At 69.2% G+C, this 25565-nt stretch carries 19 protein-coding genes; 9 read left to right on the top strand and 10 right to left on the bottom strand.

The features are described from left to right. Positions 1–84: 84 nt before the first annotated feature. Entirely contained in the window at positions 85–1098 is a 1014-nt protein-coding gene (truD, locus tag FHT38_RS23875) for a tRNA pseudouridine(13) synthase TruD (protein WP_183493433.1), read from the bottom strand. A gap of 281 nt (positions 1099–1379) precedes the next feature. On the opposite strand from truD, the gene FHT38_RS23870 reads away from it, so the two are divergent. Continuing rightward, a complete protein-coding gene (locus FHT38_RS23870) occupies positions 1380–2882 on the top strand; it encodes an ATP-dependent DNA helicase RecQ (protein ID WP_183493432.1) in 1503 nt (500 codons plus the stop codon). A 35-nt stretch (positions 2883–2917) separates the two neighbouring features. Here the strand turns inward: FHT38_RS23870 and FHT38_RS23865 are convergent, their stop codons facing one another. The 5 genes from FHT38_RS23865 to FHT38_RS23845 all read right to left on the bottom strand — a co-directional run bounded on the left by FHT38_RS23865 (position 2918) and on the right by FHT38_RS23845 (position 9107). Next, on the bottom strand, positions 2918–3493 hold the full coding sequence (locus FHT38_RS23865; protein WP_183493431.1) for a hypothetical protein: 576 nt from the start codon (positions 3491–3493) through the stop codon (positions 2918–2920). A gap of 93 nt (positions 3494–3586) precedes the next feature. Then, positions 3587–5119 carry an FAD-dependent monooxygenase gene (locus FHT38_RS23860; protein ID WP_183493430.1) on the bottom strand — a complete coding sequence of 511 codons (1533 nt, stop codon included), beginning with the start codon at positions 5117–5119 and terminating at the stop codon, positions 3587–3589. Between the two features lie 218 nt (positions 5120–5337). Then, a complete protein-coding gene (locus tag FHT38_RS23855; RefSeq protein ID WP_183493429.1) occupies positions 5338–6141 on the bottom strand; it encodes a hypothetical protein in 804 nt (267 codons plus the stop codon). A gap of 172 nt (positions 6142–6313) precedes the next feature. Further along, positions 6314–8506 (bottom strand): phosphocholine-specific phospholipase C, encoded by a 2193-nt coding sequence (locus tag FHT38_RS23850; protein WP_183493428.1) that lies wholly within the window; start codon positions 8504–8506, stop codon positions 6314–6316. 10 nt (positions 8507–8516) lie between these two features. Continuing rightward, entirely contained in the window at positions 8517–9107 is a 591-nt protein-coding gene (locus FHT38_RS23845) for a PEP-CTERM sorting domain-containing protein (RefSeq protein WP_183493427.1), read from the bottom strand. 464 nt (positions 9108–9571) lie between these two features. Here FHT38_RS23845 and FHT38_RS23840 point away from each other — a divergent pair, with 464 nt between their 5' ends. After that, positions 9572–10045, top strand: a complete 474-nt coding sequence (locus tag FHT38_RS23840) for a hypothetical protein (RefSeq protein WP_183493426.1) — start codon at positions 9572–9574, stop codon at positions 10043–10045. A gap of 24 nt (positions 10046–10069) precedes the next feature. Continuing rightward, positions 10070–10492, top strand: a complete 423-nt coding sequence (locus tag FHT38_RS23835; RefSeq protein ID WP_183493425.1) for a hypothetical protein — start codon at positions 10070–10072, stop codon at positions 10490–10492. 66 nt (positions 10493–10558) lie between these two features. On the opposite strand, the gene FHT38_RS23830 is transcribed toward FHT38_RS23835, so the two are convergent. The 4 genes from FHT38_RS23830 to FHT38_RS23815 all read right to left on the bottom strand — a co-directional run bounded on the left by FHT38_RS23830 (position 10559) and on the right by FHT38_RS23815 (position 18343). Next, positions 10559–12601, bottom strand: a complete 2043-nt coding sequence (locus FHT38_RS23830) for an acetoacetate--CoA ligase (protein WP_183493424.1) — start codon at positions 12599–12601, stop codon at positions 10559–10561. Positions 12602–12679: 78 nt separating this feature from the next. Then, positions 12680–14602: an ABC transporter substrate-binding protein gene (locus tag FHT38_RS23825; RefSeq protein WP_255488901.1), complete on the bottom strand. Its 1923-nt coding sequence runs from the start codon at positions 14600–14602 to the stop codon at positions 12680–12682. Positions 14603–14622: 20 nt separating this feature from the next. Then, a complete protein-coding gene (locus FHT38_RS23820; RefSeq protein WP_183493423.1) occupies positions 14623–16521 on the bottom strand; it encodes an ABC transporter substrate-binding protein in 1899 nt (632 codons plus the stop codon). Between the two features lie 22 nt (positions 16522–16543). Next, positions 16544–18343 (bottom strand): ABC transporter substrate-binding protein, encoded by a 1800-nt coding sequence (locus FHT38_RS23815; RefSeq protein WP_183493422.1) that lies wholly within the window; start codon positions 18341–18343, stop codon positions 16544–16546. A 392-nt stretch (positions 18344–18735) separates the two neighbouring features. Here FHT38_RS23815 and FHT38_RS23810 point away from each other — a divergent pair, with 392 nt between their 5' ends. The 6 genes from FHT38_RS23810 to FHT38_RS23785 all read left to right on the top strand — a co-directional run bounded on the left by FHT38_RS23810 (position 18736) and on the right by FHT38_RS23785 (position 25524). Further along, positions 18736–19674 (top strand): ABC transporter permease, encoded by a 939-nt coding sequence (locus FHT38_RS23810; protein WP_091730516.1) that lies wholly within the window; start codon positions 18736–18738, stop codon positions 19672–19674. Next, positions 19671–20723 (top strand): ABC transporter permease, encoded by a 1053-nt coding sequence (locus FHT38_RS23805; protein ID WP_175538422.1) that lies wholly within the window; start codon positions 19671–19673, stop codon positions 20721–20723. Before FHT38_RS23810 ends, FHT38_RS23805 begins: the two co-directional genes overlap by 4 nt. 4 nt (positions 20724–20727) lie before the next feature. After that, complete coding sequence (locus tag FHT38_RS23800) at positions 20728–22419, top strand: ABC transporter ATP-binding protein (RefSeq protein WP_183493421.1); 1692 nt, start codon at positions 20728–20730, stop codon at positions 22417–22419. Between the two features lie 179 nt (positions 22420–22598). Beyond that, complete coding sequence (gene lptA / locus FHT38_RS23795; RefSeq protein ID WP_091730510.1) at positions 22599–23222, top strand: lipopolysaccharide transport periplasmic protein LptA; 624 nt, start codon at positions 22599–22601, stop codon at positions 23220–23222. Next, positions 23219–23986 (top strand): LPS export ABC transporter ATP-binding protein, encoded by a 768-nt coding sequence (gene lptB, locus FHT38_RS23790; RefSeq protein ID WP_091730505.1) that lies wholly within the window; start codon positions 23219–23221, stop codon positions 23984–23986. Before lptA ends, lptB begins: the two co-directional genes overlap by 4 nt. 14 nt (positions 23987–24000) lie before the next feature. Continuing rightward, a complete protein-coding gene (locus tag FHT38_RS23785; protein WP_183493420.1) occupies positions 24001–25524 on the top strand; it encodes an RNA polymerase factor sigma-54 in 1524 nt (507 codons plus the stop codon). Positions 25525–25565: the final 41 nt, after the last annotated feature.

The raw sequence follows: 25565 nt of genomic DNA, 5'->3' as shown, positions 1-25565 counted from the left end.
GACCGGTGTCGTCGACGTGTATCGCTACAGTAATACAGCAGGGAGCGGGACGTCAACCCCGCGCTTGCGGCGCCTGCGGGGCGCTCACTCGATGGCGGCGGGCTCGTCCTCGGTGTGCCGGTCCGGCTCCGAGGCGCGGAGGATTTCGCTCAGGACGGACGTGGCGTAGTTGCCAGCGGGCAGCGAGAAGGTGAGCACCAGTTGATCGGCTTGCGGCCATTCCCACGACATCTCCGCGGGGCTCGCCACCAGGGCGCGGCGCTCCTGGTCCAGGCCAGCGTGCTCCATGCCGTCGCACAGGGTGGCGTGACGCTCGGCCACGCCGTTCTCCAGGGCCTGCGCCTGGTCGGTGGTGCTGACGCGACCCCGTCCCCAGAGCGGCCCGGTGGGCCGGCCCGCTTCGTCCATCACGTCGCCGGGCAGGGTCTGGCCCCAGAGCCCCTGCTGGATGCGCAGCGCCAGCACTTCATTGAAGACGAAGGAGCGCACCGCCGACAGGTAGATGCCCTTCTTCTTCGGGTTGCGCACGCGGATCTCGCGCGCCAGCATGGCGCGGCCCTGCTCGACGTTGCCGCCGTCATGGCCGAAGCGCTGGGCGCCGAAGTAGTTGGGCACGCCCTGGGACGCCACGGCCTGGAGGTTGGCCTCGATGGCGTCGCGGTCGCCGCTCACTTCCCGCAGCACGATGCGGAACCGGTTGCCCCGCAGATCCCCGGGGCGCAGCTTCTTCACGTGACGGCTCTGGTTCAGCACCTTGAACTCCGGATGTTGAAGCAGCGTCAGGTCGGGCGTCTCGCCCTTGGGTAGATAGATGCTGAACCACTGGCGCGTGACGGCGTAGCGGTCCTTGAGGCCGGCATAACCGACGTCCCTGTCCTGCACGCCGGCGGCCGCGGCCAGTTGCTGGGCGACGAAGGCGGTGTTGGCGCCGTTCTTCTCGATGTCCAGCCAGAGGTGTTCGCCCTCACCGGAGGGCAGCTGCAGCGGCAGTTCGGTCACGATGAAGTCCTCGTTGAGGCGTTTCAGCGTGGCGCTGGCACCGGTGGCCGGATAGGCGTTGGGCCAGGGCGGCAAGGTCGTGTATTGAGGGTCGGTCATGAGCGGTCTGGCGGCACCCGGCGTGAAGGAGGAAAGGCGGTCGAGCCGGCCCGGGGCCGTCGAGGCGGCGATTGTCCCTCGCTGTCCGGATGCCTCGGCGGCCGTCGACGGAAGCGACGGCCATCGCAGCCGCGCGCGGAGAAGCCGCCACTGGCAATCGACCCGGGCGCGCGGCTTGCTGAGGCCGGCTGCGCATCCTCCGCGTTCAATGTCCGTTCTCCATGCCGCGTCGTCGTCCTCCCTCGCAACGCACCCTCGAACGTCAGCTGCGCAGCTTTGGTTTGCGCACGTGGCGGCCCGGCCAGCGCGAGGTCATCGACCGCGTGCTGCGCGGCCTGAACACGCTGGCGGTGATGCCCACCGGCGCAGGCAAGTCGCTGTGCTATCAACTGCCGGCGGCCCTGCTGCCCGGGCGCACGGTGGTCGTGTCGCCGCTGATCGCCTTGATGAAGGACCAGTGCGAACGACTGGCCGCGTTGGGCATCGCTTGCGCGCAGGTCCACAGCGGCCTGCCGGCCGCGGCGCTGTCGGAGCAGGAGACCGCCGCGCTGGACGGCACCGCGCAGGTGGTGCTGCTCACGCCCGAGCGTCTGGAGGACAGCGACTGGGTCGCGCGCCTGGCCGAGCGGCCCACCGACCTGCTGGTCGTCGACGAGGCCCATTGCATTTCCGAATGGGGACACGACTTCCGCCCCGCCTTCCTGCGTCTGGGCGCCGCGCGCAAGGCGCTGGGCGCGCCGACAGTGCTGGCGCTGACCGCGACGGCCACCGGGGAGGTGATCGATGACATCGCCCGTCAGCTCGACATCCCGGCCGCCGGATGCCTGATCGGCGGCAGCTATCGCGCCAACCTGCATTACCGGGTGGAGCCCCTGGCCAACGACGCGGACAAGCTGCGGCGCCTGATCGAGATCGTCGCGCAGTCACCCGAGAGCGATGCGATCGACACCGCGGATGCTGCGCCGAATCCCGAGGCCCATGCCGATCCGGATGCCGGCCCCTCCACCATCGTCTACACCGCGACGGTGAAGTCAGCGCAGGCAGTCCACGAGGCGCTGCTCGCCGCGGGCGTGGCCTCGACGCTCTATCACGGCCGCCTGCGCGCGGCGGCGAGGCACGAGGCGCAGGATCGCTTCATGCGCGGGGAAGTCCGCGTGATGGTCGCGACCAATGCATTCGGCCTGGGCATCGACAAGCCGGACATCCGCCGCATCGTCCATTACCAGTTGCCGGCGGGGCTGGACGTCTATTACCAGGAGTCCGGCCGGGCGGGCCGCGACGGCGAACGCGCGGACTGCACGCTGCTGTTCGTGTCGGGTGACCGGTCGGTGCAGCAGTTCTTCCTGAATGGCCGCTACCCGGTGCCGGCGGATGCGCAGGCCTTGATCGAGGCGCTGCGCGAGACGCCGCCCGACGAAGCGGGATGGACGCTGGAGGCGCTGCATCGCCGTCTCCGGCGGCCGCTCACCAAGCTGCGCGCGCTGGCGGCGCTGCTGGCGGAGGAGGGTTGGCTGTCGACCTCGGACGACAGCCTGCGGCTGGTCGATCCACCGCCGGGCGACGCCCAGGCCCTGCGCGCCTTGATGGGCCGTTATGAAGCGAAAGGCGAGCAGGACCGGCGGCGCCTGGAGCAGATGGTGTCGTATGCGCAGTCGGGGCGCTGCCGGTGGCGGGACATCCTGGAGGCGCTGGACGAGGCGGCGGTCTTCGATCGCTGCCACGGCTGCGACAGCTGCGAGCGGATGGATGCGCATGAGCGCGAGATGACGACCACCTCCGCCTGACAGCGCACCCGCCGTCGCAACCGCCCAAGTTCTTCTCAGCGCCCGTCCAGGTAGGGCGCCTTCCACGCGTCGAACTGCGCTTGCCACTGCGCACGTGCGCGCTCGACCACCGGATCGGGATCGGTGAGCGGGTCCAGCTGAGCGACCTCGCTCAGCCACTCGCGGTAGTCCTCGATCGCGTCGCTCGCGTACTCGTCCCCGTCCTCTTCGTCCTCGTCGATGAAGAAATACGCGCTCTCGTGGTCGACATACGGCTCGACGTCCAGGCCGCTGAGTTGCAGCAACTCGCGCACGTTGCGCGCGATCACCCACTCGCCGCCTTCGTCGCCGAACACGACCACCGGCCACGCTGCCGGCTCGCTGCCGTCATCCGGGTTCCACAGCGCGTAGAACGAGCCCGAGCCGTTGGCCACGCCGATGGCCACCAGCCGCTCCAGGAACGCGGCCTCCTTGGACCAGCCGGCCTCCAGGCCGCGCTTCTCATGGTCGGTGAGCCACAGGCTCTGCGTGTACTGCGTCTTGACGACGTTCTGGAAGCCGCCGAGGCGGATGAGGTCCTCGGGCACCGGACGGCCCTGGAAAAGCGCGATGAACTGATGCAGGTCGAGCATGACGGCCCTTCAACATGGAGTCAGCGGGCGACGATAGCGAATCGCCGAGGGCCGTCGGCATGACCTAGGTCGTGGTGCTGCCTGCCACCGGCATCAACCTCGCTCGACGGACGGCTCGCCAAACCACCGCCGAACAGCCTGCTCCAACTCCGCGTCATCGCCGCCGCTGCCAACCCACGCGACGACGCCGTCGGGTCGTACGAGCAATGCGCGCATGCCGAGGTCCTCCTTCACGCCGCTGGCGACATAGGCGATGCGGTCCGTCCAGCCCCGTGACCACTCGCGCAGCGGTGCCGCGGCGTCCATGTCCAACAGCAACCCCTGGCCCGTTTGCAGATGCGTCGCCAGCTTGGTCCCGTCATCCAGCGCCAAGTCCGGCGCGCTTCGGCCGACCAACGGGTGGGCGTCGCCGAGGTCGTGGCGCAGCGTCGCGCCCCAGACGCGTTCGGCGAAATACGTCGCCCCGTCGCGGGTCTCGATGAGGTCGCGCATGATCGCGGCCAGCGCCCGCGTCGCCGGGCTCGGCCGCATCAGCGCCACTTGCGCGCGCGACCAGTCCAGCACCTGCGCGCCGACGGGATGGCGCTCGGCGGTGTAGCTGTCGAGCAGGCCTTCGGGGGCGTCGCCGCGGATCGTCGCCGCCAGCTTCCATCCCAGGTTCATGGCGTCGCCGATCCCAAGGTTGAGTCCCTGCCCGCCCAGCGGCGAATGAATGTGGGCGGCATCGCCGGCCAGCAGGATGCGACCGCGGCGATAGGACGTGACCTGGCGGGCCCGGTCGGTCCAGGTCGTGGCGAGGTGGAGCGCCTTGACGCGGACCCCCGTGCCGCTGACGCGGCGAAGCACCGTCTGCACATGCTCAGCGGTGATCGGCGCGGTGCCGTGGAAATGACCGCCATCGAAGTCGACCATCGCGATGACGCCGGGCGGCTGGTAGGTGTACATGCCGGTTGCCGTGTAGTGACGGCCCGGAGCGAGCGCCGCGCCATCGGCCAGTTCCACGTCCACGGAGTAGCCGGTGAACTCCGGCTCGGTGCCGGCGAACTCGAAGCCAGCGGCCTTGCGCACCCGGCTGCGACCGCCGTCGCAGCCCACCAGCCATCGCGCGTGCATCGCCTGGCCGCCAGCCCGCACGCAGACGCTGTCGTCCGACTGCGTCAGGTCCTCCACGCGCACCCCGCGATGGATCTCCACGCCCAGCGCCGTAGCGCGCGCCGCAAGCGCCGATTCGATACGGGCCATGGTGCTGGGCTGGCTCTCGCTGAACGGGCCTGGTAGGCGCCAGGGCCAGCGCGCGGTGTCGATCCTGTCGTGGAAGAACTGGATCCCCGCGAAGTGGCCACCAGGTCGTCGAGGTTGCTGCGCCCATGGTGGCGGCGGCACGGTATCGCCGCTGCCCGCGGTCCCGACGACGGCGTCGAGCAATCCGCGGCGGTGCAGCGCCTCGAGCGTGGGGATGGACAGGCCGCGGACGCCGAAAGGCGGCTGCTTGAGCGGTGAATCGTGGCTGGTGGCCTGCTCGAGCACCAGCACCGAGCAACGGGCGAGCCGGAGCTCGCAGGCCAGCATCAGGCCGACAGGGCCTGCGCCCGCAATGATGACGTCGTGTGGGGGGATCGCGCGCATGGACGTTTCCTCTCTCGATGACCGTTCGGCCGGAGCGATTCTTCGTCTTGAGAACCCCACCGACGAACCCGGCGATGCAGGACTGCATCGGACGTTCGTCGTGGGGACCCATGCGCGGGCAGAGTCAGAGCTTCCGTGAGGAAGGACCTGGGCTTACCAGACCAGATCTGCCTTTTTCGACGGGCGCAGTGTAGCGCCCCTCCCCGCATTCAACGCATTCAGGGCATCACCGTCCACCCGGACGGCGACCAGCGCAGCAGCACGTCCGTCAGCGGATTGGCGGACTTGCCCATGATCTCGCGCACCTGCGCGCGCAGCGCGTCGATCGTCGCGGCATCGTCGTCGCCGACGTAGAGCACCGTGTCATTGGACGGCGCGGCGACGATCAGTTTGCCCTTCTGCGCGTCGGCCAGCGGCTTCCAGTCGTCGATGAAGACCAGGCGGCTGGGTTGCGGCACCGGACCGTCGAGCTTGCCCACCTCGCCGGCCGCCGCGGGCTTGGCGGTCTGCAGTACCTGCGGCATCGCGTCGTAGGTGTTCTTGCGCGCGGTCTCGCGCACCTGGTCCACCGACAGGTTCAAGGTCTTGTAGTCCTTCTCGCTGATCAGCCGCGAGGCGCGCAGCGTGTCGAAGACCGGCACCGTCACCAGCGGACCGACGAAGGGCCGCGGACGGAAGGTGGTCGCGTCGCCGCCGACCTCGCGCTGCGCCTGCTGCACCGACGCGGCCGTGCGCACCGCCAGCCGCAGCGTCTCGCGCGTGGCGGGGATGGTCGCCGCGCGGAAGGCCTGCGTCCGCGTCTTCACGAAGGCGTTGACGTCGTCGGCGCAATGGCTGCGGTTGCCCTGGCACGCCGCGTAGAGCTTGTCGAGCGGCGTGCGCTCGCTGGCGATGCCCAGCGTCAGCGGCTCGCGGACGACCACGGTCGCATCGCCCAGCTGCAGGCGCAGTTGGCTCGCGACGTATTCGGTGAAGCCGGGCGCATCCGGCGGCACGACCGTCGATTGGGCCTGGGCGCCCATGGCCGCAACACCGAGCCATGCCAGCGCCGCGCAGGCGGCACGCAGGGCAGCGGCGCGCCGGCCAGGGGCGCGGGAAGGACGAAGACGCATGACGGGCATGAGGACCTCCGTGTTTTCATGGGGAGGCCCGGGCTGGGCAAGAGACGCTCCCGCGCCCCTGCCCGCCGGTCGGTCAGGCGCCCTGCACGCGGTACTGGTCCGCCTTCGCGAGGCCCTCCATCGCCGGATCGCTGACCGACGGCGCGCCGGTCTCGATGTGGCCGGCGAAACGGCGCAGGAAGTCGGGCTGGCCGCCGACTCGCACCGACACGTCGTACCAATGCGCGGCAACGGCGACGCCCAGGCGCAGCTCGCTGCGACTGCGCGCCGGCACGTTGACGCTGCGCGGCGCGCCCGTCTGGTACTTGTTGTGGGCGACGCTGAAGGTCGCCGCCACCGGACCGGTGTTGACCAGCGTCAGCACCAGTTCGCCGGTGGCCGGCGCGGCCTGGGCGATCACCTCCGGATTGGGCTGGCCGGCCGCCGCCGCGCGACGCGCGTTGCCGGCGATGTGGCGATGGAAACCGTTCGGGCCGAGGATCCACAGGTCGTAGGCGCCTGTCGTCTGCGGCACGAAGCTGCCGGTGAGCTGCTTGCCCGCCTCGACGGTGTAGCGGCGCGGGATCTCGTTCAGGCGTGTGCGGTCGTAGACGTGGAAGACCGCCGCGGCGGTGCCGGTGTTCTGGAAGGTGACCGCGATCGTCGTCGCATTGGGGCCGGCGCCGGTGCTCAGCGCCGCGGTCGCCTGCAGGTCATAGGGCAGTGGCCGCGCGGGGCGCACGCCGGCGTTCTGCGACGGCAGCTGCAGCGCGCCGGGCACCGGCGGTGTCGTCGTGCCGGGCAGCGCTCGGGCCCGGTTGGCGAGCGCCACGGTGCCGGGCAGCTTCGAGAAGAACTCGCTGTCCTCCGGATCGGCGAAGTTGAAGCACGAGGTCAGGTCGCCCGCGACCGCGCGACGCCACGCGCCGATGTTGGTCTCCTTGACGCCGAAGCGCGCCTCGATGAAGCGCAGCACCGAGGTGTGGTCGGACACCTGCGAATTGACCCAGCCGCCCTTGCTCCACGGCGACACGATGTAGAGCGGCACGCGCGGGCCCATGCCATAGGGACGGTGCAGGTAGGTCGGCGAGGCGCCGTTGAGGATCTCGCAGTACTCGCCGGTGGTGTCCACCGTCGATCCGCCAGCGAGCACCGCCTGCGCCGGGTTGGCGTTCCAGCTCACATAGGACGGCGCGGCCGGCGGCGGCACGTGATCGAAGAAGCCGTCGTTCTCGTCGAAGTTGATGAACAGGACGGTCCTGGCCCACACGTCCGGATTGGCGGTGAGCGCGTCCAGCACCTTGGCGGTGTAGTCCGCGCCCTGCGCCGGGCTGGACGGGCCGGGATGCTCGGAGCCCTCGGCGGTGGCCACGATCCAAGACACCTGCGGCAGGCGGTTGTTGAGCACGTCCTCGCGCAGCAGGTCCAGGTCGCGGGTGGAAATGCCGCGGTCCTTCAGCACCTGTGAGTAGCCCGGGCGGTTGTACCAGCCGTCGCGGAACACCTTGAAGCCGGCCAGCGAGTTGTCGGTGAAGTTGTCCGCCATGTTCTGGTAGACCTGCCAGCTGATGCCGGCCGACTGCAGGCGCTCGGGGTAGGTGGTCCAGGTGTAGTCGTCCAGCGGGTTCGGGTTGAACCAGTCGTGGCTGTTGTCGGTGGACGGGCCGTTGCCCAGGCGCAGCGGGTCGTTGGTGCCGGTCCAGAGGAACAGCCGGTTGGTGTTGGTGCCGGTCTGCGTCGAGCAGTGGTAGGCATCGCAGAGCGTGAACGCGTTGGCGAGGGCGAACTGGAACGGCAGGTCCTGCGCCGTGAAGTGGCCCATCGAGTGGTTCTGCTTGGCCTTGGGCCAGTTGTTCATGCGGCCGTGGTCCCAGGCGGCCTGCGCGTCGGTCCACGAGTGCGGCGTGCCGCTGACGCGCATGAAGGCGAAGTTCTGCGCGGTGTTCAGGTGGAAGGGCGCGATCGCGCGGGGCGCGGCGTTGTTGGCGGTGGGCTGGACCCAGATCGAGCGGCCCTTGACGTTGGCCGAGTCGGCCACTGGCGCGGGGAAGGGATCGCCGAAGCCGCGCACGCCGTTGAGCGTGCCGAAGTAGTGGTCGAAGGAGCGGTTCTCCTGCGTCAGGATGACGATGTGCTCGACGTCCCGGATCGTGCCGGTGCGCACGGCCGCCGGAATGGACAACGCGCGGGCGATGGCCGGCGGGAAGCTGGTCATCGCGGCGGTGGCGCCGGCGGCCGTGGCGACCGCGCGGAGGAACTGGCGGCGGGGGGCTTGCTGCTGCGCCATGGCGGGCTCCTCAGGCGGCGGATTGGGACGCCTGGCGGCGGCGGATCACCAGCGCGGCGACGGCCAGGCCGCCCAGCGCGAGCGCGCCGGAGGCCGGCTCGGGGACGGCGGCGGCGAAGCTCAGGTCGTCCATGACGAAGAAGGCGGGGTCGTTGCTGCGGAACACCAGGCGGTCGACGAGGCCGGTGTAGCCGCTGGCCAGGAAGGCGGGCGTCTCGCCCAGATTCAGCGTCGACGTCGAGGCGACCAGCAGGCCGCCGCGGTACAGGTCGATCGCGATGTTGACGCCGTCGAAGCCGGCGAACCAGGCGCCCTGGAAGGTGCTGGGGGTCAGGAAGCCGATGGCGCTGGTGGCGCTGCTGCCGTCGAAGCCGAGCGTGGCGCGGCGGTCGCCCGAATGCGGCGTGTACGGGGCTTGCTCACCGGCGTACTGGAACCAGGAGCTGGCGGACCAGTCGAGGCCGGCGTAGTTGGCGGGGACGATGCCGTCGGTGGCGAGGTCGTCGAAGGTGACGACGGTGGCGGACGCGAACGAGGCGGCCAGGGCCAGCGTCAGCGGCAGGCAGACGCGGGCGAGGCGGCGGGCAAGGGGCTTGCGCATGGGGACTCCAGGGAGGTCGGCGGATGGGGATTGCCACCGCGGCGCGGCACGCGCGGGCCCGACTGGAGGGTCAGGCCTTGACGGCGCAGGGGCGGTGGAACGCGGCGGATGTTCAGAGGCCGAGGTGACAGACCGGTGAACGGTCGATGTCATCGACAGGCTTGGCACCCACCCCGGGCGGCGCTGTCGCCCGAAGCGGGGGCGCGTCCCCGAACCGACGCGCGGCTGTCATGTAACCCTGGGTGTTGCGCGTCTGCGAGCAAGGGTGTCGACGGTGACGCGATGCATCGCCGGGTCACCTGTCGCGGGCCTGACGGACACCCCCATGATCAGGATGCGCAGGGGGACCCGCCTCCCTCGATCAGTTCCCCCATCGATCCCGCAACTTGGAGGAGAGACACGCGGCCGGCGGCTGCCGACACTGCAGGCCTTCGGGTCATGGGACCCGCACGAAGGAGCCGCTCATGAGCGCCATGACCCGATTGCTTCCAGCCACGCCCTCGAGCGCCTGCCAGACGGCCCCTGCCGCCGCGGACTCGTTCGAGCACCTGATCCACGCGCTTCGCCATCCGCAGGCCCTGTTCGACGACATGGCCGATCCCCAGCTCTTCACGCGATGCGAGATGGCCGATTGGGATGCGACCACTGCGGCCATGAGGCAGATCCTCGATCGCTACGGCGTCACGCCGGCACAGGTCCTGGCGAAGCTGCGCCTGGCCGCGGAGTTCATGCGGCACCACGAGATTCCGCTCGAAGGGTCGCCGTGGTTATGCACCCACCACGATGAATGCGACATCTGGGCACGATTCGACATTCATACGGCGCTGATCGGGCCAGACATCGCGGTCTGGCAAGACCGCTTCGATGATGTAGTCGCGAATCGCGACCTCCGCGTCGAGTGCTTCCAGATCTGGCTGCTTTCGCGCGGCCCGCATTGACGTCAATCGCCGCGTGAGGCCTCCATGTCTGTCAGCAGCCGCAATCTCTTTACCCTGGCACGCAGCTTATCCACCAGCACGGACGAAGCGACCTTGCGAGCGGCCATCAGCCGCGCCTACTACGCGGCCTATCACCGGTGCCTGGACTGGGAGCGGCAGTTGCCGCGGCGCGGCAGCGATACCGGGGTGCATGGCGTTCACGCCTGCCTCATCAGCCGCCTGGAGAGCCCACATCGGCATTGCAGTCCCTTGCAGGCCCAGCGCTCGAAGGCGATCGGCAAGCAGCTTCGCGAGCAAAGGGACCGACGCACGTTCGCGGACTACAGCATTCACGGCCACCTCCCGCGCCAGTTCGTAAGTGCTCAACTGACTTCGACCGCCGATCTCCTCAAGCAATGTGACCAGTCCAACGGGTTGCCAAGGAGCGGCAAAAGCAGGACACGATGACACGCCTTCGCCGATGCCATGACGGCCCGCTACGGCGCTGCCACTCCATTGGCCACCGCTGCGCCGCTATGCCCGGCTCCGTGCGAACGCCTGGTACCAAGCCACCGCATCGGCATTCGCCATCGCATCGCGCTTCATGACCTGTTCCGCCGCCGCGCCGAGCAGCAGCTTCTTGATCGGCAACTCCATCTTCTTGCCCGACAGCGTCCGCGGAATCGCGGTCACCTGGTGGATCTCGTCCGGCACATGCCGCGCCGACAGCGCCTTCTTGATCGACGCCCGCAGCCGCTGCTCCAGGTCCGCCTCCAGCGCCACCCCGTCCCGCAACTGCACGAACAGCAGCAGGCAGCTCGGCCGTCCGAGGTACTCCAGGTCCACCACCAGGCTGTCCAGCACCTCCGGGTGCGCCTCCACGGCGCGGTACAGCTCGGCCGTCCCCATGCGGATGCCATGCCGGTTGATCGTCGCGTCCGAGCGGCCGTAGATGATCCCGCCCCCCGACGGCGTGATCCGCAGCCAGTCGCCATGCCGCCAGATCCCCTCGCCGTTCGGGCCGCGGTACATGTCGAAGTAGCTCGACAGGTAGCGCTCGTTGTCCTGGTCGCCCCAGAAGTACAAGGGCATCGACGGCATCGGCCGCGTGCAGACCAGCTCGCCGACCTCGTCGATCAGCGCGCGGCCCTGGCCCTGCGCGTCGGCCTCCGAGAACGCATGCACCGCCGCGCCCAGGCTCCGCACCTGCATCTGGCCGCGCACCAGCGGCTCGGTGATCAGACCGGTCAGGAAGGCGCCGGCGAAGTCGGTGCCGCCGCTGATGATGCAGATCCAGATCGGCTGCCCGTCCGGCTTGGGGCAGTGCGCCCAGATCCAGTCGTAGCTTTCGTCCGCCAGCGGACTGCCGGTGCTGCCGACCGCGCGCAGGCGGCTCAGGTCGCCATGGCGCAGGGGCTCGACGCCCGCCTTCAGGCAGCTCGCGTAGAACGCCGCCCCCGCACCGAAGAAGGTCGCGCCCGACAAGGCCACGAAGCGCCACAGCGTGCTCCAGTCCGGCGCGTCCTTCGGGCCGGCGGGACTGCCGTCGAACAGGCAGATCGTCGTGCCGCCCATCAGCGCGCCGACCTGGCAGTTCCACATGATCCAGCCCGTCGAGCTGTACCAGTGGAAGCGGTCGCCGGTCTCCACCGTCGCGCCGACGTTGTTGTGGATGGACCCCTTGAGCATCTCCAGCAGTACGCCGCCGTGCCCGTGCACGATGGGCTTGGGCAAGCCGGTCGTGCCGCTGGAGTAGACGATCCACAACGGATGGTCGAAGGGCACCGGCTCTGGCGCGCGCGACACCGGATGGGCGACCAGGTCGTCCCAGCGATGCGCACGCCGCGCCGGGCCGCCCGAGCCGGCCTCCCGAGCCAGCGGCGCGGGATCCGCCCGCGGGTCGAGGTTGGCCAGCAGCACGACATCGCCCACCGTGGGCAGCTCGTCGAGCAGCTGCGCCAGCATGCCCATGCGGTCGATCTCCTGGCCGGCGTAGCGCACGCCGTCGGCGGCAATCAGCACGCGGGGCTCGATCTGACGGAAACGGTCCAGCACCGCCACCGGTCCCATGTCCGGCGAGCACACCGACCAGACCGCGCCCAGGCTGGCCACCGCGAGGAAGGCCACCGCCGTCGCCGGCACGTTGGGCAGGTAGGCGACGACTCGATCGCCGCGGCGCACGCCGAGTTCGTGCAGCGCGGCCGCCAGCGCGCCGACCTGGCGCTGGAGCGCGGGCCAGCTCAGTTCGCCGAGCTCGCCCCGGGCCAGCATCGCCTCGTCGGCATGCACGATGGCCGGGTGGCCGGCGGCGTCGGCCGCGTCGACGTGGCGCAGCGCCTGCGCCGCGACATTCAGCGTGGCGCCGCGGAACCACACCGCGCCCGGCATGCGCTCCTCGCAGAGCGCCGCTTCGAACGGCGTGCAAGAGCGCAGGTCGAAGTGGTCCCAGATGCTGCGCCAGAACGCGTCCAGCTCCGTCACCGACCAGGCCCACAGCGAGGCGTAGTCATCGAAGACCAGGCCGCACTGCTCGCGCAGGAAGCGGCGGTAGTGGTCGATCTGCGGCGTCGGGACCATGGGAGTCTCCTTGTCGAGGTCGAGAAGGTAGCCCAGATCCGGTGGGGAGCGCGTCACGCGTGTGACCGGGAGTGAGAGTCAGCGCGGGGGCAGCTTCGCCGTGTCGATGTCGACGTAGGGCCAGAAGATCTGGTTGAAGTACGGGCGGCGGAAGCCGATCAGCCAGGGCTGGGCCAGGTCGTTGACGATCCGGTGCACGCGGAACTTCTGCGGCATGTAGGCGGTCAGCAGCTTCTGCGCATCGCGCAGCAGCGCGGCGCGCTCGGGGCCATCGGGCAGGACCATCATGCGGCGATAGATCTCGTCATAGCGCGCCAGCTTGAAGCGGCCCAGGTTCTGCCCGCCCGAGGCCGGCCCGTACATCAGCTCCAGCCCGAGCTGCGCATCCGGCGTCGAGCTGTTGAAACCCAGCTGCCAGATCATCAGCTGCCCGGCGCGCGCCGACTTCAGGTTCTCCGGCCACTGCGCGGTCCGGATGCGGATCTGCACGCCCAGCTTGTCCATGTCGCGCTTCCACAGCTCGTCGTAGGGCTTGGAGCGCGAGTCCGGCGAGGACGCGATCTCCAGCACCAGTGGGCGGCCGTCGGGCTGGTCGCGCCAGCCGTCGCCATCCTTGTCGACATAACCGTAGGTGTCGAGCAGCGCCTTGGCGCGCGCCAGGTCGAAGTCGCCGTTCTCGCTCTTGTAGTCGGGGTCGTAACCCCAGGTCATCGGCGCCACGACCGACTGCGCCGGCACCGCCTGGTGGCGGCGCGTGCGCGTGATCTCGGTGGCGATGTCCGTCGCCAGGCCGATCGCGCGCCGCAGCGCGACCTTGTCCGGCGTGTAGCCGCCGACCGTCGGGTCTTCCATGTTGAAGTAGTACATCGTGCGGTCGCTGGCCAGCACGCTGTAGAGCTGGATGCCCTGCTTCTGCAGGTTGGGCGCGATCCTGCCGTGCGGCGCGGCCACCTCCGCGTACTCCTCGGGCAGCAGGTAGAGCAGGTCGAACTCGCGGTTCAGGAAGGACAGCCAGCGCGGCTGGCCCTCCTCGATGATGCTGATCTCGACCGCATCGATCATCGGCAGCTTGCGGCCCTTGAAGCGCGCCAGCAGCGCCTGGCCCTCGGCATCGCCGGGATTGGGCTGGGCGTCGTAGAACACGTCGCGGTAGCCGGGGTTGCGCACCAGGCGGATCAGCGAACTGCGCCGCCAGCGGTCCAGCATGAAGGGCCCGGTGCCCACCGGATGCTCCATCGTCTTGCCGGCATAGGCCTCGATGACCTCGCGCGCGACCGCGCCGTAGGTGTCGCCGCCGGCCAGGTTGTAGAGGAAGCGCGGACGCGGCTCGGCGAGTCGGAACTGCAGCGTGTAGCGGTCCAGCGCGCGCACGCCCTCGACCGGCCGGTCGTAATCGAAGGGGCGCTTGCTCTTCAGCGCCTCGACCCGCAACTCCTCCAGCCCGAGGATCCCTTCCTGCTTGAAGGTCGAGTACAGCGGCGCCTTGGTCGCCGGATCGTAGAAGCGCTTGAGGCTGTAGACGTAGTCCTCGGCGGTCAGCTCGCGGCGCCGGCCCTTGAAGGCCGGGTCGTCGGCGAAGTAGATGCCGGGCCGCAGCCGGATCGTCCAGGTGCGGAAATCGTCGGACACCTCCGGCATCGCCGCGGCCGTGTTGGGCTTGAGCTTGAATGGCCGCGCCAGATAGTCGTAGTTGTAGAGCGACTCGAAGATGTGGGCGGTGACGATGCGCGAGTACAGGTCGCTCAGCTGCGCCGGATCGAAGCCGGTTTCGGCCACCAGGAAGGCGTAGCGCAGCACTTTCTCCGGCTGTGCCGTGGGCGCCTGGACCGAGGGCGTGCCGCCTGCCGGCGGCGGGGACGCCGCGGCGCCGGCGCCCGTCGCGACGGCCAGCGAGGCCGCCATCAGCACCAGCGTCCAGGCCCCGCGGCGCATGGCGCCGGTGATCCGATCGAGGAAGACGCCGTGCGGGACGGCATTCGGAGCGGGGCGGCGTGCGCGCATGGACGTCGGGACCTCGGAGGCTAGTGCTTGAACTTCGCGGCGGCGTCGGGATCGATGTCCACGTACTCCCACCAGTTCTGCCAGAACTGCGGCCGGCGGTAGCCGATCAGCTGCGGCTGGGCGATGTCGGTGATGAAGCGGTGGCCGCGGTACTTGTAGGGCATGTAGGCGGTGGCGTAGCGCTTGGTCTCGTCGAAGATCTTGAGCCGCTCCGGCCCGTCGGGCAGGTGCGAGGCCTCGTCGTAGAGCTTGTCGACGGCCGGCAGCCGGAAGCGCGCGTAGTTCTGCGCGCCGATCTGGCCGCTGTACATGCGCGCCAGCGAGTCCTGCCCATCGGGCTTGGCCGCCGAGGTCGCCAGCGACCAGATCTGATAGCGGCCGGCCCGCAGCGCCTTGAGGTTCTCGGGCCACTTGGCCGGCTTGAACGCGATGCGCAGCCCCACCGCGTTGAGGTTCTTCTGGACGATCTCGTCGATCTGGCGCTGGAACTGTTCGGGCGTGGTCAGGCTTTCCAGCACCAGCGGCGTGCCGTCGGGCCGGTCGCGCCAGCCGTCGCCGTCCTTGTCGACATAGCCGTACAGGTCCAGCAGCGCCTTGGCGCGCGCCGGGTCGAAGCTGCTCATGTCGCTCTTGAACGCCGGGTCGTAGCCGGTCGTGCCCGGCATGTAGAGCGACTGGGCCGGGATCGCCTGGCCGCGGCGCACCAGGCGCAGTTCGCGCTCGACATCGATGGCCAGCGCGATCGCCCGGCGCAGCGCGATCTTGTCCGGCGTGTAGCCGCCCACCAGCGGGTCCTCCATGTTGAACACGGTGAACAGCACGTCCGAGGCCACGGTCCGGTAGGCATGCTTGCCCTGCTTGGCGAGGTTGGGCGCCAGCTTGCCGTTGGGCATCGCCTGGTTGATGAAGTCCTCCGGCGTGCGCTCGATGAAGTCGTACTCGCCATTGAGGAAGGACAGCCAGCGCGGCTGGTTCTCCTCGATGACGCCGATCTCGACGCGATCGATCATCGGCAGGCGGCGGCCCTTGAAGCGCGCCTTGAGCGCCTGGCCCTCGGCATCGTCCGGCGCCGGATCGACCTCCTGGTCGTAGAAGCGCTCGCGGTAATGCGGGTTGCGCTCCAGCACCATCAACGAGCTGCGCCGCCACTGCTTGAGCACGAAGGGCCCGGTGCCCACCGGATGCGCCATCGAGTCGCCCGGATAGGCCTCGATCACCTCGCGCGCGACCGCGCCGTACAGGTCGCCCTGCGCGAAGACCTCCATCAGCCGCGGCCGCGTCTCCTTCGTCCGGAACTGCAGCGTGTAGCGGTCCAGCGCGCGCAGGCCCTCGATGGGCTTGTCGTAGTCGAAGGGCTTGCCGGACTTGCGCACCTGCGCGTGGTATTCGTTGAGGCCAACCAGCTCAAGCTCCTCCACCTCGCTCCACGACGGCGAAGCCACGGCCGGGTCGGCGAAGCGCTTGAAGGTGTAGACGTAGTCCTCGGCCGTCAGCTCCCGCCGCCTGCCCTTGAAGGCGGGATCGTCCGAGAAATAGATGCCCGGCCGCAGTTTGACCGTCCACAGCTTGTAGTCGTCGGCGCTCTCCGGCAGCGCCGCCGCGGTCAGCGGTTTCATCTTCGCGGGACGCGCCAGCTGGTCGTAGGTGTAGAGCCCCTCGAACATGTGGGGCGTGACCATGCGCGAATAGAGGTCGCTGACCTTGGCCGGATCGAAGCCGGTCTCGGCGACGCGGAACGCGTAGCGCAGCACCTTGGGGGTCGAGGCCGAGGCCGGGGACGCCGCGGATGCCGGGGACGTCGCGGGCGCGCTCGCGCCGTCCGCCGCCTGCGCGGCGCTCAGGCCGGCCAGCGCCAGCAGGGACGCGAGGACGGCCCCGCGCAGGTTCGAGGACAGGCGGCGGGCGCGGATCGTCGTCATGGCGGGGCGGTCGTCGAAGCGCTCAGGGCTTCTTGTTCACATGGGCCTTGGCCAGCGCGTCGGTGTCGATGTCGACGAAGGTGTAGAAGTCGCGCTGGTAGAGGTTCTTGTCGTAGCCCAGCACCCAGGGCTGGGTGATGTCGGTGTAGATGCGGTGCACCTCGACCTTGTAGGGCATGTAGGCCGTCAGCAGCCGCTGCGCATCCTGCATCACCGCGACGCGCTCGGGACCATCCGCCATCGAATGCTGCTTACGGTACAGCGCGTTGAACTCGGGCAGGTCGAAGCGGGCCTTGTTCGACTGCCCCTTGCTGCCGCCGTAGGCCAGGCCCAGGAAGTTCTCGCCGTCGGGGATGTCGGCGCTCCAGCCCATGCCCCACATCTGCAGCTTGCCGGCGTTGGCGGCCTTCAGGTTCTCCGGCCACTTGGCGATCTTGAACTTGATGCGCACCTTCAGCGCATCCATGTCCTTCTGCCAGAGCTCGACGAGCTGGCGGTTGCGGCCATCGGGCTGGGTCGCGTACTCGAGCACCAGCGGGCTGCCGTCGGGCAGGTCGCGCCAGCCGTCGCCGTCCTTGTCGACGTAGCCATACAGGTCCAGCAGCGCCTTGGCGCGGGCCGGGTCGTACTGGCTCATCTCGGTCTTGAAGGCCTTGTCGTAGCCGGTCACGCCCGGCGAGATGATGCCCTGCGCCGGGATCGCCTGGCCCTTGCGGGGCAGCCGCACCTGGCGCTCGACGTCCACGCCCAGCGCGATCGCGCGGCGCAGCGCGATCTTCTCCGGCGTGTAGCCGCCGACGATCGGGTCCTCCATGTTGAAGTAGGACGCCGAGATGTCCGCGCGTTCGTAGCGGATTGCCCGCATGCCGTCCTTGGCGAGGTTGGGCGCGAGCTTGTTCTGCGGGATCGCCACCGGCGCGAAGTCCTCCGGCAGCTCGTCCATGAAGTCGAATTCCTTGCGCAGGAAGGCGAGCCAGCGCGGCTGGGATTCCTCGATCACCGAGATCTCGACCCGGTCCACCATCGGCAGCTTGCGGCCCTGCAGCTTCTTGACCGCCTCGACCAGCGCGGCCGGGCGGTCCGGGCCGACCTCCTCGTGATAGCGCACGTCGCGGAAGTTGGGGTTCTTCTCCAGCACCATGCGCGAGGAGCGGCGCCACTCGGCCAGGCGCCAGGCGCCGGTGCCCACGGGGTGTTCCATGATGCGGTCGCCGTAGGCCTCGACGACCTCGCGCGCGACGATGCCCACCATCGGATCGGCGAAGTGGTACAGGAAGCGCGGATCGCTGTTGGCGACGCGGATCTCGACCGTGTAGCGGTCCAGCGCGCGCACGCCGTCGACGGGGCGCGCGTAGTCGAACGGCGTCTTGTTCTTCAGCGCCTCGGCGCGCACCTCGGACAGGCCCAGGATCTTCGCGCCCTCCAGGCGGTAGAGGTGGCCGCTCTTGTTGCGCGGGTCGTAGTGGCGCTTGACGGTGTAGACCAGGTCCTCGGCCACCAGTTCGCGCTTGTGGCCCTTGAACGCCGGATCGTCGGCGAAGTAGATGCCGGGCTTGATCTTGAAGACGAAGCGCTTGTGGTCGTCGAAGACCTCGGGCAGCCCGTCGGTGATGTTGGGCTCGAGCCGGTAGGGCCGCCCCAGGAAGCTGTAGCGCAGCGGCGCGTCGAAGATCGCCGAGGTCACGTTGCGCGAGTACAGGTCGGTGACCTGCACCGGATCGAAACCGGTCTCCGCCACGCGGATCGCGTAGCGCAGCACCTTGGGCGCGGGGGTAGCGGCCTCGTCGGCGGCGCGGGCGGTCGACGGGATCACCGTGAACATCGCCAAGGCCGCGAGGGATGCCGAAAGTAAGAGCGCCTGGGATTGTGTCCCGGCCATGCCGCGTCGCATCTGGAAGCCGTCCTTGAATTCGAAAGCGCGCCAGTCTAGTGGGCGATGTCCGCGCCCGCCATGCCAACAACCCCGAGAGCGGGACCCGCCCCGTCGCCAGGGCGCACTGCGGATGGATGCGCCTGCTTCCACGAGCGTGCTTCATCAGTTTTCTTCGATGGATTCAGGGCAAATGCCGGTGCGGCGGTGAGAGGCGCTCACGTAGACTCGCGCGTGATTTTTCGACCCGCAGGCCCCGGCCGTCACAAGCGTCCGGGGTTTGTCTTTATCGGTCGCCGGACGCTCGCGCGATCCCGGCGGCGCTTGCTTGGAGTCCCGCGGTCATGGCGGCATATCTCATCAGGCGCCTGTGGCAAATGATCCCCACGCTGTTGGGCGTCGTGCTGCTGGTGTTCTTCCTCTTCAAATGGTTTGGCGGCGATCCCGCCGAGGTGCTGGGCGGCCTGAACGCCAGCCAGGACCAGATCGAAGCCATCCGCGAGCAGCTCGGCCTGAACAAGCCGGTGTGGGAACAGCTGCTGATCTTCCTGCAGCAGATCGTGACCTTCGACTGGGGCAAGAGCTGGGCGACCAACGAGTCGGTGGCCAACCTCTTCGCCACGCGCATGCCGGCCACGCTGACGGTGATGCTGCCCATCCTGGTGCTGGAGGTGATCCTGGCGATCCCCTTCGCGCTGGCCGTGGCCTACATGCGGGGCAGCCTGACCGACCGCGCGGTGATGATCCTGACGACGGTGGCGGTGTCGATCTCGCTGCTGGTCTACGTGATCGTGGCGCAGTACGTCTTCGCCTTCCGGCTGGGCTGGTTCCCGGTGCAGGGCTGGAGCGACTCGCTGTGGACCAACCTGACGACCTACGCGCCGCTGCCGGTGTTCGTCGCGGTGGCGGTGGCGCTGTCGCCGTACACGCGGCTGTACCGCACCTTCTTCCTCGACGAGATCGGCCACGAGTACGTCCGCACCGCGCGTGCCAAGGGCCTGACCGAGAAGACCATCCTGCTCAAGCATGTGCTGCGCAACGCGATGATCCCGATCATGACCAACATCTCGGTGGCGCTGCCCGGCGTGTTCGTCGGCTCCTTCCTGCTGGAGGTCTTCTTCTCGATCCCGGGCCTGGGCCGCGAGATCCTGCTGGCGGTCAACCGCAACGACTATCCGGTGATCCAGGCCTTCGCGATCTATATCGCGGCGCTGACGATGGTGGTGAACCTCGTCACCGACCTCCTCTACAAGCTGGTTGACCCCCGGGTGGTCCTCAAATGAGCGCAGTGCTGTCCAACCAGGCCGCGGTCGCGGCGCCGAAGCGCTCGCAGGGCGTGTGGGCCGCTTCGTGGCGACGTCTGAAGTCCGACAAGGTCGGCGTGTTCTCGATGGTGGTGGTGGCGCTGTCGCTGCTGCTGGTGCTGGCCGCCGGCCTGGGCCTGGTGGCCCGCGACTGGCAGAAGGAGACCGGCGTGCCCAACGCGCCGCCGACCTTCATGGGCCCCGCGCCCGCCGAGGCGGCCGGCGCGATCGCCCAGCCCAAGGGGCCGAACGTCGACCTCAGCGACATCGACCCGCTCGCGCCCAAGTACGCCGAGTGGACCGAACGGGCCAAGCAGTACAAGACCGACGAGGCGCCGCGCGCGCAGACGCTGGCCTTCGGCGCCGACCGGCTGGGCCGCGACGTGCTGGCCAAGGCGATCAAGGGCGCGGAGATCTCCATCATGGTGGGCGTGCTGGCCGCGCTGGTGGCCACCCTCATCGGCACGGTGCTGGGCGCGCTGTCGGGCTTCTACGGCGGCAAGGTCGGCGACTTCCTGGAGTGGGTCTACAACGTCTTCACGGCGATGCCCAACATCCTGCTGATCTTCGCGTTCGCCGTCGTCTTCGGCCGCGGCGTGCTGCCGGTGGTGATGATCCTGGGCTTGGCGGGCTGGACCGGCATCTACCGCCTGGTGCGCGCCGAGTTCATGAAGCATTCGGTGCGCGAGTACGTGCGCAGCGCCGAGGCCATCGGCGCGAGCAAGGCCTCGCGCATGTTCAAGCACATCCTGCCCAACGTGTCGCACGTGGCGCTGGTGCAGCTGTCGCTGCACGTCGTGGGCTTCATCAAGAGCGAGGTCATCCTGTCCTACCTGGGCCTTGGCGTGAGCGTGGACCAGGTGTCCTGGGGCACGATGCTGGCGGAAGCCCAGAGCGAGCTGATCCTGGGCTACTGGTGGCAGCTGGCCGCGGTGACCGGTTTCATGGCGGTGTTCGTCACCGCGTTCGCCCTCTTCACGGATGCGCTGCGCGACGCGCTCGATCCCAAACTGCGCGGTCTGGAGTAACGCCATGCTGTTGAGCATTCAAGACCTGAAGGTCGCCTTCCGCATGGGCAGGACCGGCGGCGTGATGCAGCGCCAGCTGGCCGTCAAGGGCGTGAGCTTCGACATCCCCGAGAACCGCACCGTCGCGCTGGTGGGCGAGTCCGGCTCCGGCAAGAGCGTGACGGCGATGTCCATCCTCAACCTGCTGCCCGACAACGCCGAGCGCAGCGGCGCGATCCTGTTCCAGGGGCGCGACCTGCTCAAGACCTCGCTGCGGGAGCTGCAGTCGGTGCGCGGGCGCGAGATCGCCTGCGTGTTCCAGGACCCGATGAGCTCGCTGAACCCGGTGTTCCCGGTCGCGGACCAGATCATGGAGCCGCTGATCAAGCACCTGGGCATGAGCCGGCGCCAGGCGCTGGTGCGCGCCGAGGAGCTGCTCAACGAGGTCGGCATCCCCGACCCGAAGCGGCGGCTCAAGAGCTACCCGCACGAGATGTCCGGCGGCCAGCAGCAGCGCGTGATGATCGCGGTGGCGCTGGCCTGCAATCCCAAGCTGCTGATCGCCGACGAGCCCACCACCGCGCTGGATGTGACCATCCAGCGCCAGGTGATGGAGCTGATGGCCAGGCTCAAGGACACGCACAAGATGAGCATGCTGTTCATCTCGCACGACCTGGGCGTGGTGGGCGAGATCGCCGACCAGGTCGTGGTCATGCGCCATGGCGAGGTCCGCGAGCAGGCCCCGGTGGCCGACATCTTCCACCACCCGCAGGACGCCTACACGAAGGCGCTGCTGGCCTGCCGGCCCTCGCTGACGGAGAACCCGGCGCGGCTGATGGTCATCGACGACCACATCGCCGGGCGCGCGGCGCAGAGCGCGGGCAAGGCCAAGGATCCGGCCGCGCCGGTGATCCTGGAGGTCAAGGGACTGCGCAAGAGCTTCTTCTTCAAGTCAGGCCTGTTCGGCAAGACCGAGTTCAAGGCCGTCAAGGGCGTGGACTTCCAGCTGCGCAAGGGCCACACGCTGGGCGTGGTGGGCGAGTCGGGCTCCGGCAAGACCACGATGGGCCTGACCCTGCTGCGCCTGCACGAGCCCACCGGCGGCGAGGTGCTCTTCGAGGGCCGGGACCTGCTGAAGATGACGGGTCCGGACTGGCAGAAGATGCGCCGCCGGATCCAGGTGGTGTTCCAGAACCCGTATGCGTCGCTGAACCCACGCTTCACCATCTCGCAGACGCTGCTGGAGCCGATGGAGATCCATGGCATCGGCGCCAGCCACGAGGAGCGCCTGGCCACCGCCAGCGCGCTGCTGCGCAAGGTCGGCCTGGACGAGAGCGCGCTGCACAAGTACCCGCACGAGTTTTCCGGCGGCCAGCGCCAGCGCATCGCGATCGCGCGCTGCCTGACGCTCAAGCCCGAGGTGCTGGTGCTGGACGAGGCGGTGTCGGCGCTGGACGTCTCGGTCCAGGCGCAGGTGCTGAACCTGCTCAAGGACCTGCAGGACGAGTTCGGCCTGAGCTACATCTTCATCAGCCACGACCTGGCGGTGGTGAAGTTCATCTCCGACGAGGTGCTGGTGATGCAGCACGGCGACGTGGTCGAGCAGAACGACGCCCGCGCGCTGCTCCTGGCGCCCCAGCAGGAATACACGAAGCGCCTGCTCGGCGCCGTGCCGCGCGGCTATCAGGGCGCGGAGCCCGCCGCCAGCGTGGCCTGAGCCCATCCGACGCCGACCGGACGGGGAACGCCGCCCCGCCCCCTGCACCATCCCTGCACCAAAAGGGAACTTTGCACAATCGCGAAGTCCAGGTCCCTCGCTCGCGCGGGGGACCTCCTGCTCCGTCGCGAAGCGGTGGCTAGAATGGCCAGCAAGTTTTGTGCCGTCAGGATTCCCCCATGTCGCTTCGTCGCCCCTTGCTGTTGTCGAGCGCGCTCGCGCTGGCCCTCGCCGCGCCCTGGGCGCAGGCCTCCAAGGACGACCGCACGAAGCCGCTGAACCTGGTTTTCGACCGCGAAGGCGCGATCGACAAGGTCCGGCAGCGGTCCGAGTTCAACGGCAACGTGATCATGACCAAGGGCTCCATGGAGCTGCGCGCCGAGCGCATGGACGTCCAGGAGACCAGCGACGGCTACTACCAGGCCTACGCCAACGGCACCTCCGCCAAGCAGGTCCACTTCCGTCAGGACCGTGACACCCCGGGCGAGCGCATCGAGGGCCGCGCCGACCAGATCGAATACGACACCCGCACCGAGACCATCCGCCTGGTCGGCAACGCCGAGGCGCGGGTGATGCAGGGCGACCAGCTCAAGCAGGCGCTGTCCGGCGCCACGCTGAACTACGACAACCGCACCGAGCGCCTGGTCGTCGAGACCGGCGCCGCCTCGCCGCATCCCAGCGGCCGCGGTCGCGTCGTGCTGATGCCGCGCAATGCCGCGAGCGAACCGCCGCCGGCCAGCAGCGCCCCGCTGCCGCTGCGTCCCAGCATCAACCTGACGCCCCGCCAGTCGCCCCAGCAATGACCCAAGCCCGCACGAACACCTCCCGGAGCCGCCTGCAGGCCTGGGGGCTGCAGAAGTCTTACGGCGTCAGGAAGGTGGTCAAGGACGTCCACCTCGACCTGCACAGCGGCGAGGTCATCGGTCTGCTGGGCCCCAACGGCGCCGGCAAGACGACCAGCTTCTACATGATCGTCGGCCTGGTCCGCGCCGATGCCGGCGAGATCCAGATCGACGGCCGCCCGGTGCAGACCCTGCCCATCCACCAGCGCTCGCGCATGGGGCTGAGCTACCTGCCGCAGGAAGCCTCGATCTTCCGCAAGCTCAATGTCGAGGAGAACATCCGCGCGGTGCTCGAGCTGCAGCTCGACGACAAGGGCAAGGCCTGGTCGTCCGCGCGCATCGACGCGGAGCTGGACAAGCTGCTCAACGAGCTCTCGATCGAGAAGCTGCGCGACACGCCCGCGCCGGCGCTGTCCGGCGGCGAGCGCCGGCGCGTCGAGATCGCCCGCGCGCTGGCCACGCAGCCGCGTTTCATCCTGCTGGACGAGCCCTTCGCCGGCGTGGACCCGATCGCCGTGCTGGAGATCCAGCGGATCATCCGCTTCCTCAAGCAGCGCGGCATCGGCGTGCTGATCACCGACCACAACGTGCGCGAGACGCTGGGCATCTGCGATCGCGCCTACATCATCAGCGAGGGGGCGGTGCTCGCCGAAGGCACGCCCCAGCACATCGTCGAGCACCAGGACGTGCGCAGGGTCTACCTCGGCGAACACTTCAAGATGTAGGGCCGGAGCCGGACATGAGGCCGACGCTACAGGTTCGCCTGTCCCAGCATCTCGCGCTGACGCCTCAGCTGCAGCAGTCCATCCGTCTGCTGCAGCTGTCGACGCTGGAGCTCCACCAGGAGGTGGAGCAGATGCTCGCCAGCAATCCGCTGCTGGAGACCGACGAGGAATTCGACGCCCCGCTGCCCACCGCCACGCAGGAGCGTCTGACCGAGCGCGAGGAACGCGAGGAGCGCGTCGCGCAGACCGAGTCCGAGGCGCCGTCCGGCGACGCGCCCGCGGGGGAGGAGATGCGCGCCGAGGAATTCGGCACCACCGAGCGCGACGACTGGGAGAACGGCACCGAGGGCGACGACTTCGACGGCATCCGCGAGACGCCGGGCAGCGCGGCCTCGTCCTCGGGCGACGACGACGAGCGGCCAGAGACGGAGGCGCCGTCGGAATCGCTGCAGGACGTGCTGCGGGCGCAGATCCCCGGCATGAACCTGAGCGCGGTGGACCGCGCGGCGTTGCTGGCGCTGATCGAATCGCTGAACGAGGACGGCTACCTCGAGGATCCGCTCGAGGAGCTGGTCGCCGCGATCCTGGGCGAGGAGGCCGACGCGGAGCAGCGCGAGGAGCTGCTGGACCGCTTCAAGGTGGCGCTCAAGTGGCTGCAGTCGATGGAGCCGTCCGGCGTCGGCGCGCGCGATCTGTCCGAATGCCTGGAGCTGCAGCTGCGCACGCTGCCGCGCTCGCCGGAGCAGGCGCTGGCGGTCGTCGTCTGCCGCCGCCATCTGGACCTGCTGGCCAAGCGCGACTGGCGCCGGCTGATGTCGCTGACCGGCGCCGACGAGGAACTGCTGCGCGACGCGCAATCGCTGATCGCCGGCCTGGAGCCCAAGCCCGGCCGCCGCTACGCGCAGAGCGACAACCGGCCGGTCATCCCGGACGTGATCGTGCAGAAGGCCGGTCGCAACTTCCGCGTCTCGATCAACCCGGACGTGCTGCCCAAGCTGCGCATCAACGAGCTGTACGCGCAGGCGCTGCGCGCCACGCGCGGCGGCGTCAGCAATTCGCCGCTGGGCGGGCAGCTGCAGGAGGCGCGCTGGTTCATCAAGAACATCCAGCAGCGCTTCGACACCATCCAGCGCGTCAGCGAGGCGATCGTCGAACGCCAGCGCGGCTTCTTCACCCATGGCGAGCTGGCGATGAAGCCACTGGTGCTGCGGGAGATCGCCGATGAACTCGGGCTGCATGAGTCGACCATCTCGCGCGTCACGACGGCCAAGTACATGGCCACGCCCTGGGGCACCTTCGAGCTGAAGTACTTCTTCGGCTCCAGCCTGTCGACCGAGGCGGGCGGGAATGCCTCGAGCACGGCGGTGCGGGCGCTGATCAAGCAGTTCATCGCCGCCGAGGATGCCACCAGCCCGCTGTCGGACAGCCAGCTCTCGACGATGCTCGGCGAGCAGGGCATCACCGTGGCGCGCCGCACCGTCGCCAAGTACCGCGAGGCGCTCAAGCTCGCGCCAGCCAACCTGCGCAAGTCGCGCTGAGCGCCGGCCCCGATCGCCTGTCGGTGGGACAATCCGCCGCT

Source organism: Mitsuaria sp. BK041 (assembly GCF_014193085.1).
Taxonomy (GTDB): domain Bacteria; phylum Pseudomonadota; class Gammaproteobacteria; order Burkholderiales; family Burkholderiaceae_C; genus Roseateles.
The sequence above is the reverse complement of the archived record's forward strand: the minus strand, read 5'-3'. Positions and strand labels throughout refer to the sequence as shown.

Excerpts from the sequence above, each read along its gene's own strand:
- truD (WP_183493433.1), bottom strand. The coding sequence starts at position 1,098 with ATGACCGACCCTCAATACACGACCTTGCCGCCCTGGCCCAACGCCTAT.
- FHT38_RS23865 (WP_183493431.1), bottom strand. The coding sequence starts at position 3,493 with ATGCTCGACCTGCATCAGTTCATCGCGCTTTTCCAGGGCCGTCCGGTG.
- FHT38_RS23860 (WP_183493430.1), bottom strand. The coding sequence starts at position 5,119 with ATGCGCGCGATCCCCCCACACGACGTCATCATTGCGGGCGCAGGCCCT.
- FHT38_RS23855 (WP_183493429.1), bottom strand. The coding sequence starts at position 6,141 with ATGGGCGCCCAGGCCCAATCGACGGTCGTGCCGCCGGATGCGCCCGGC.
- FHT38_RS23850 (WP_183493428.1), bottom strand. The coding sequence starts at position 8,506 with ATGGCGCAGCAGCAAGCCCCCCGCCGCCAGTTCCTCCGCGCGGTCGCC.
- FHT38_RS23845 (WP_183493427.1), bottom strand. The coding sequence starts at position 9,107 with ATGCGCAAGCCCCTTGCCCGCCGCCTCGCCCGCGTCTGCCTGCCGCTG.
- FHT38_RS23840 (WP_183493426.1), top strand. The coding sequence starts at position 9,572 with ATGAGCGCCATGACCCGATTGCTTCCAGCCACGCCCTCGAGCGCCTGC.
- FHT38_RS23835 (WP_183493425.1), top strand. The coding sequence starts at position 10,070 with ATGTCTGTCAGCAGCCGCAATCTCTTTACCCTGGCACGCAGCTTATCC.
- FHT38_RS23830 (WP_183493424.1), bottom strand. The coding sequence starts at position 12,601 with ATGGTCCCGACGCCGCAGATCGACCACTACCGCCGCTTCCTGCGCGAG.
- FHT38_RS23825 (WP_255488901.1), bottom strand. The coding sequence starts at position 14,602 with ATGCGCGCACGCCGCCCCGCTCCGAATGCCGTCCCGCACGGCGTCTTC.
- FHT38_RS23820 (WP_183493423.1), bottom strand. The coding sequence starts at position 16,521 with ATGACGACGATCCGCGCCCGCCGCCTGTCCTCGAACCTGCGCGGGGCC.
- FHT38_RS23815 (WP_183493422.1), bottom strand. The coding sequence starts at position 18,343 with ATGTTCACGGTGATCCCGTCGACCGCCCGCGCCGCCGACGAGGCCGCT.
- FHT38_RS23810 (WP_091730516.1), top strand. The coding sequence starts at position 18,736 with ATGGCGGCATATCTCATCAGGCGCCTGTGGCAAATGATCCCCACGCTG.
- FHT38_RS23805 (WP_175538422.1), top strand. The coding sequence starts at position 19,671 with ATGAGCGCAGTGCTGTCCAACCAGGCCGCGGTCGCGGCGCCGAAGCGC.
- FHT38_RS23800 (WP_183493421.1), top strand. The coding sequence starts at position 20,728 with ATGCTGTTGAGCATTCAAGACCTGAAGGTCGCCTTCCGCATGGGCAGG.
- lptA (WP_091730510.1), top strand. The coding sequence starts at position 22,599 with ATGTCGCTTCGTCGCCCCTTGCTGTTGTCGAGCGCGCTCGCGCTGGCC.
- lptB (WP_091730505.1), top strand. The coding sequence starts at position 23,219 with ATGACCCAAGCCCGCACGAACACCTCCCGGAGCCGCCTGCAGGCCTGG.
- FHT38_RS23785 (WP_183493420.1), top strand. The coding sequence starts at position 24,001 with ATGAGGCCGACGCTACAGGTTCGCCTGTCCCAGCATCTCGCGCTGACG.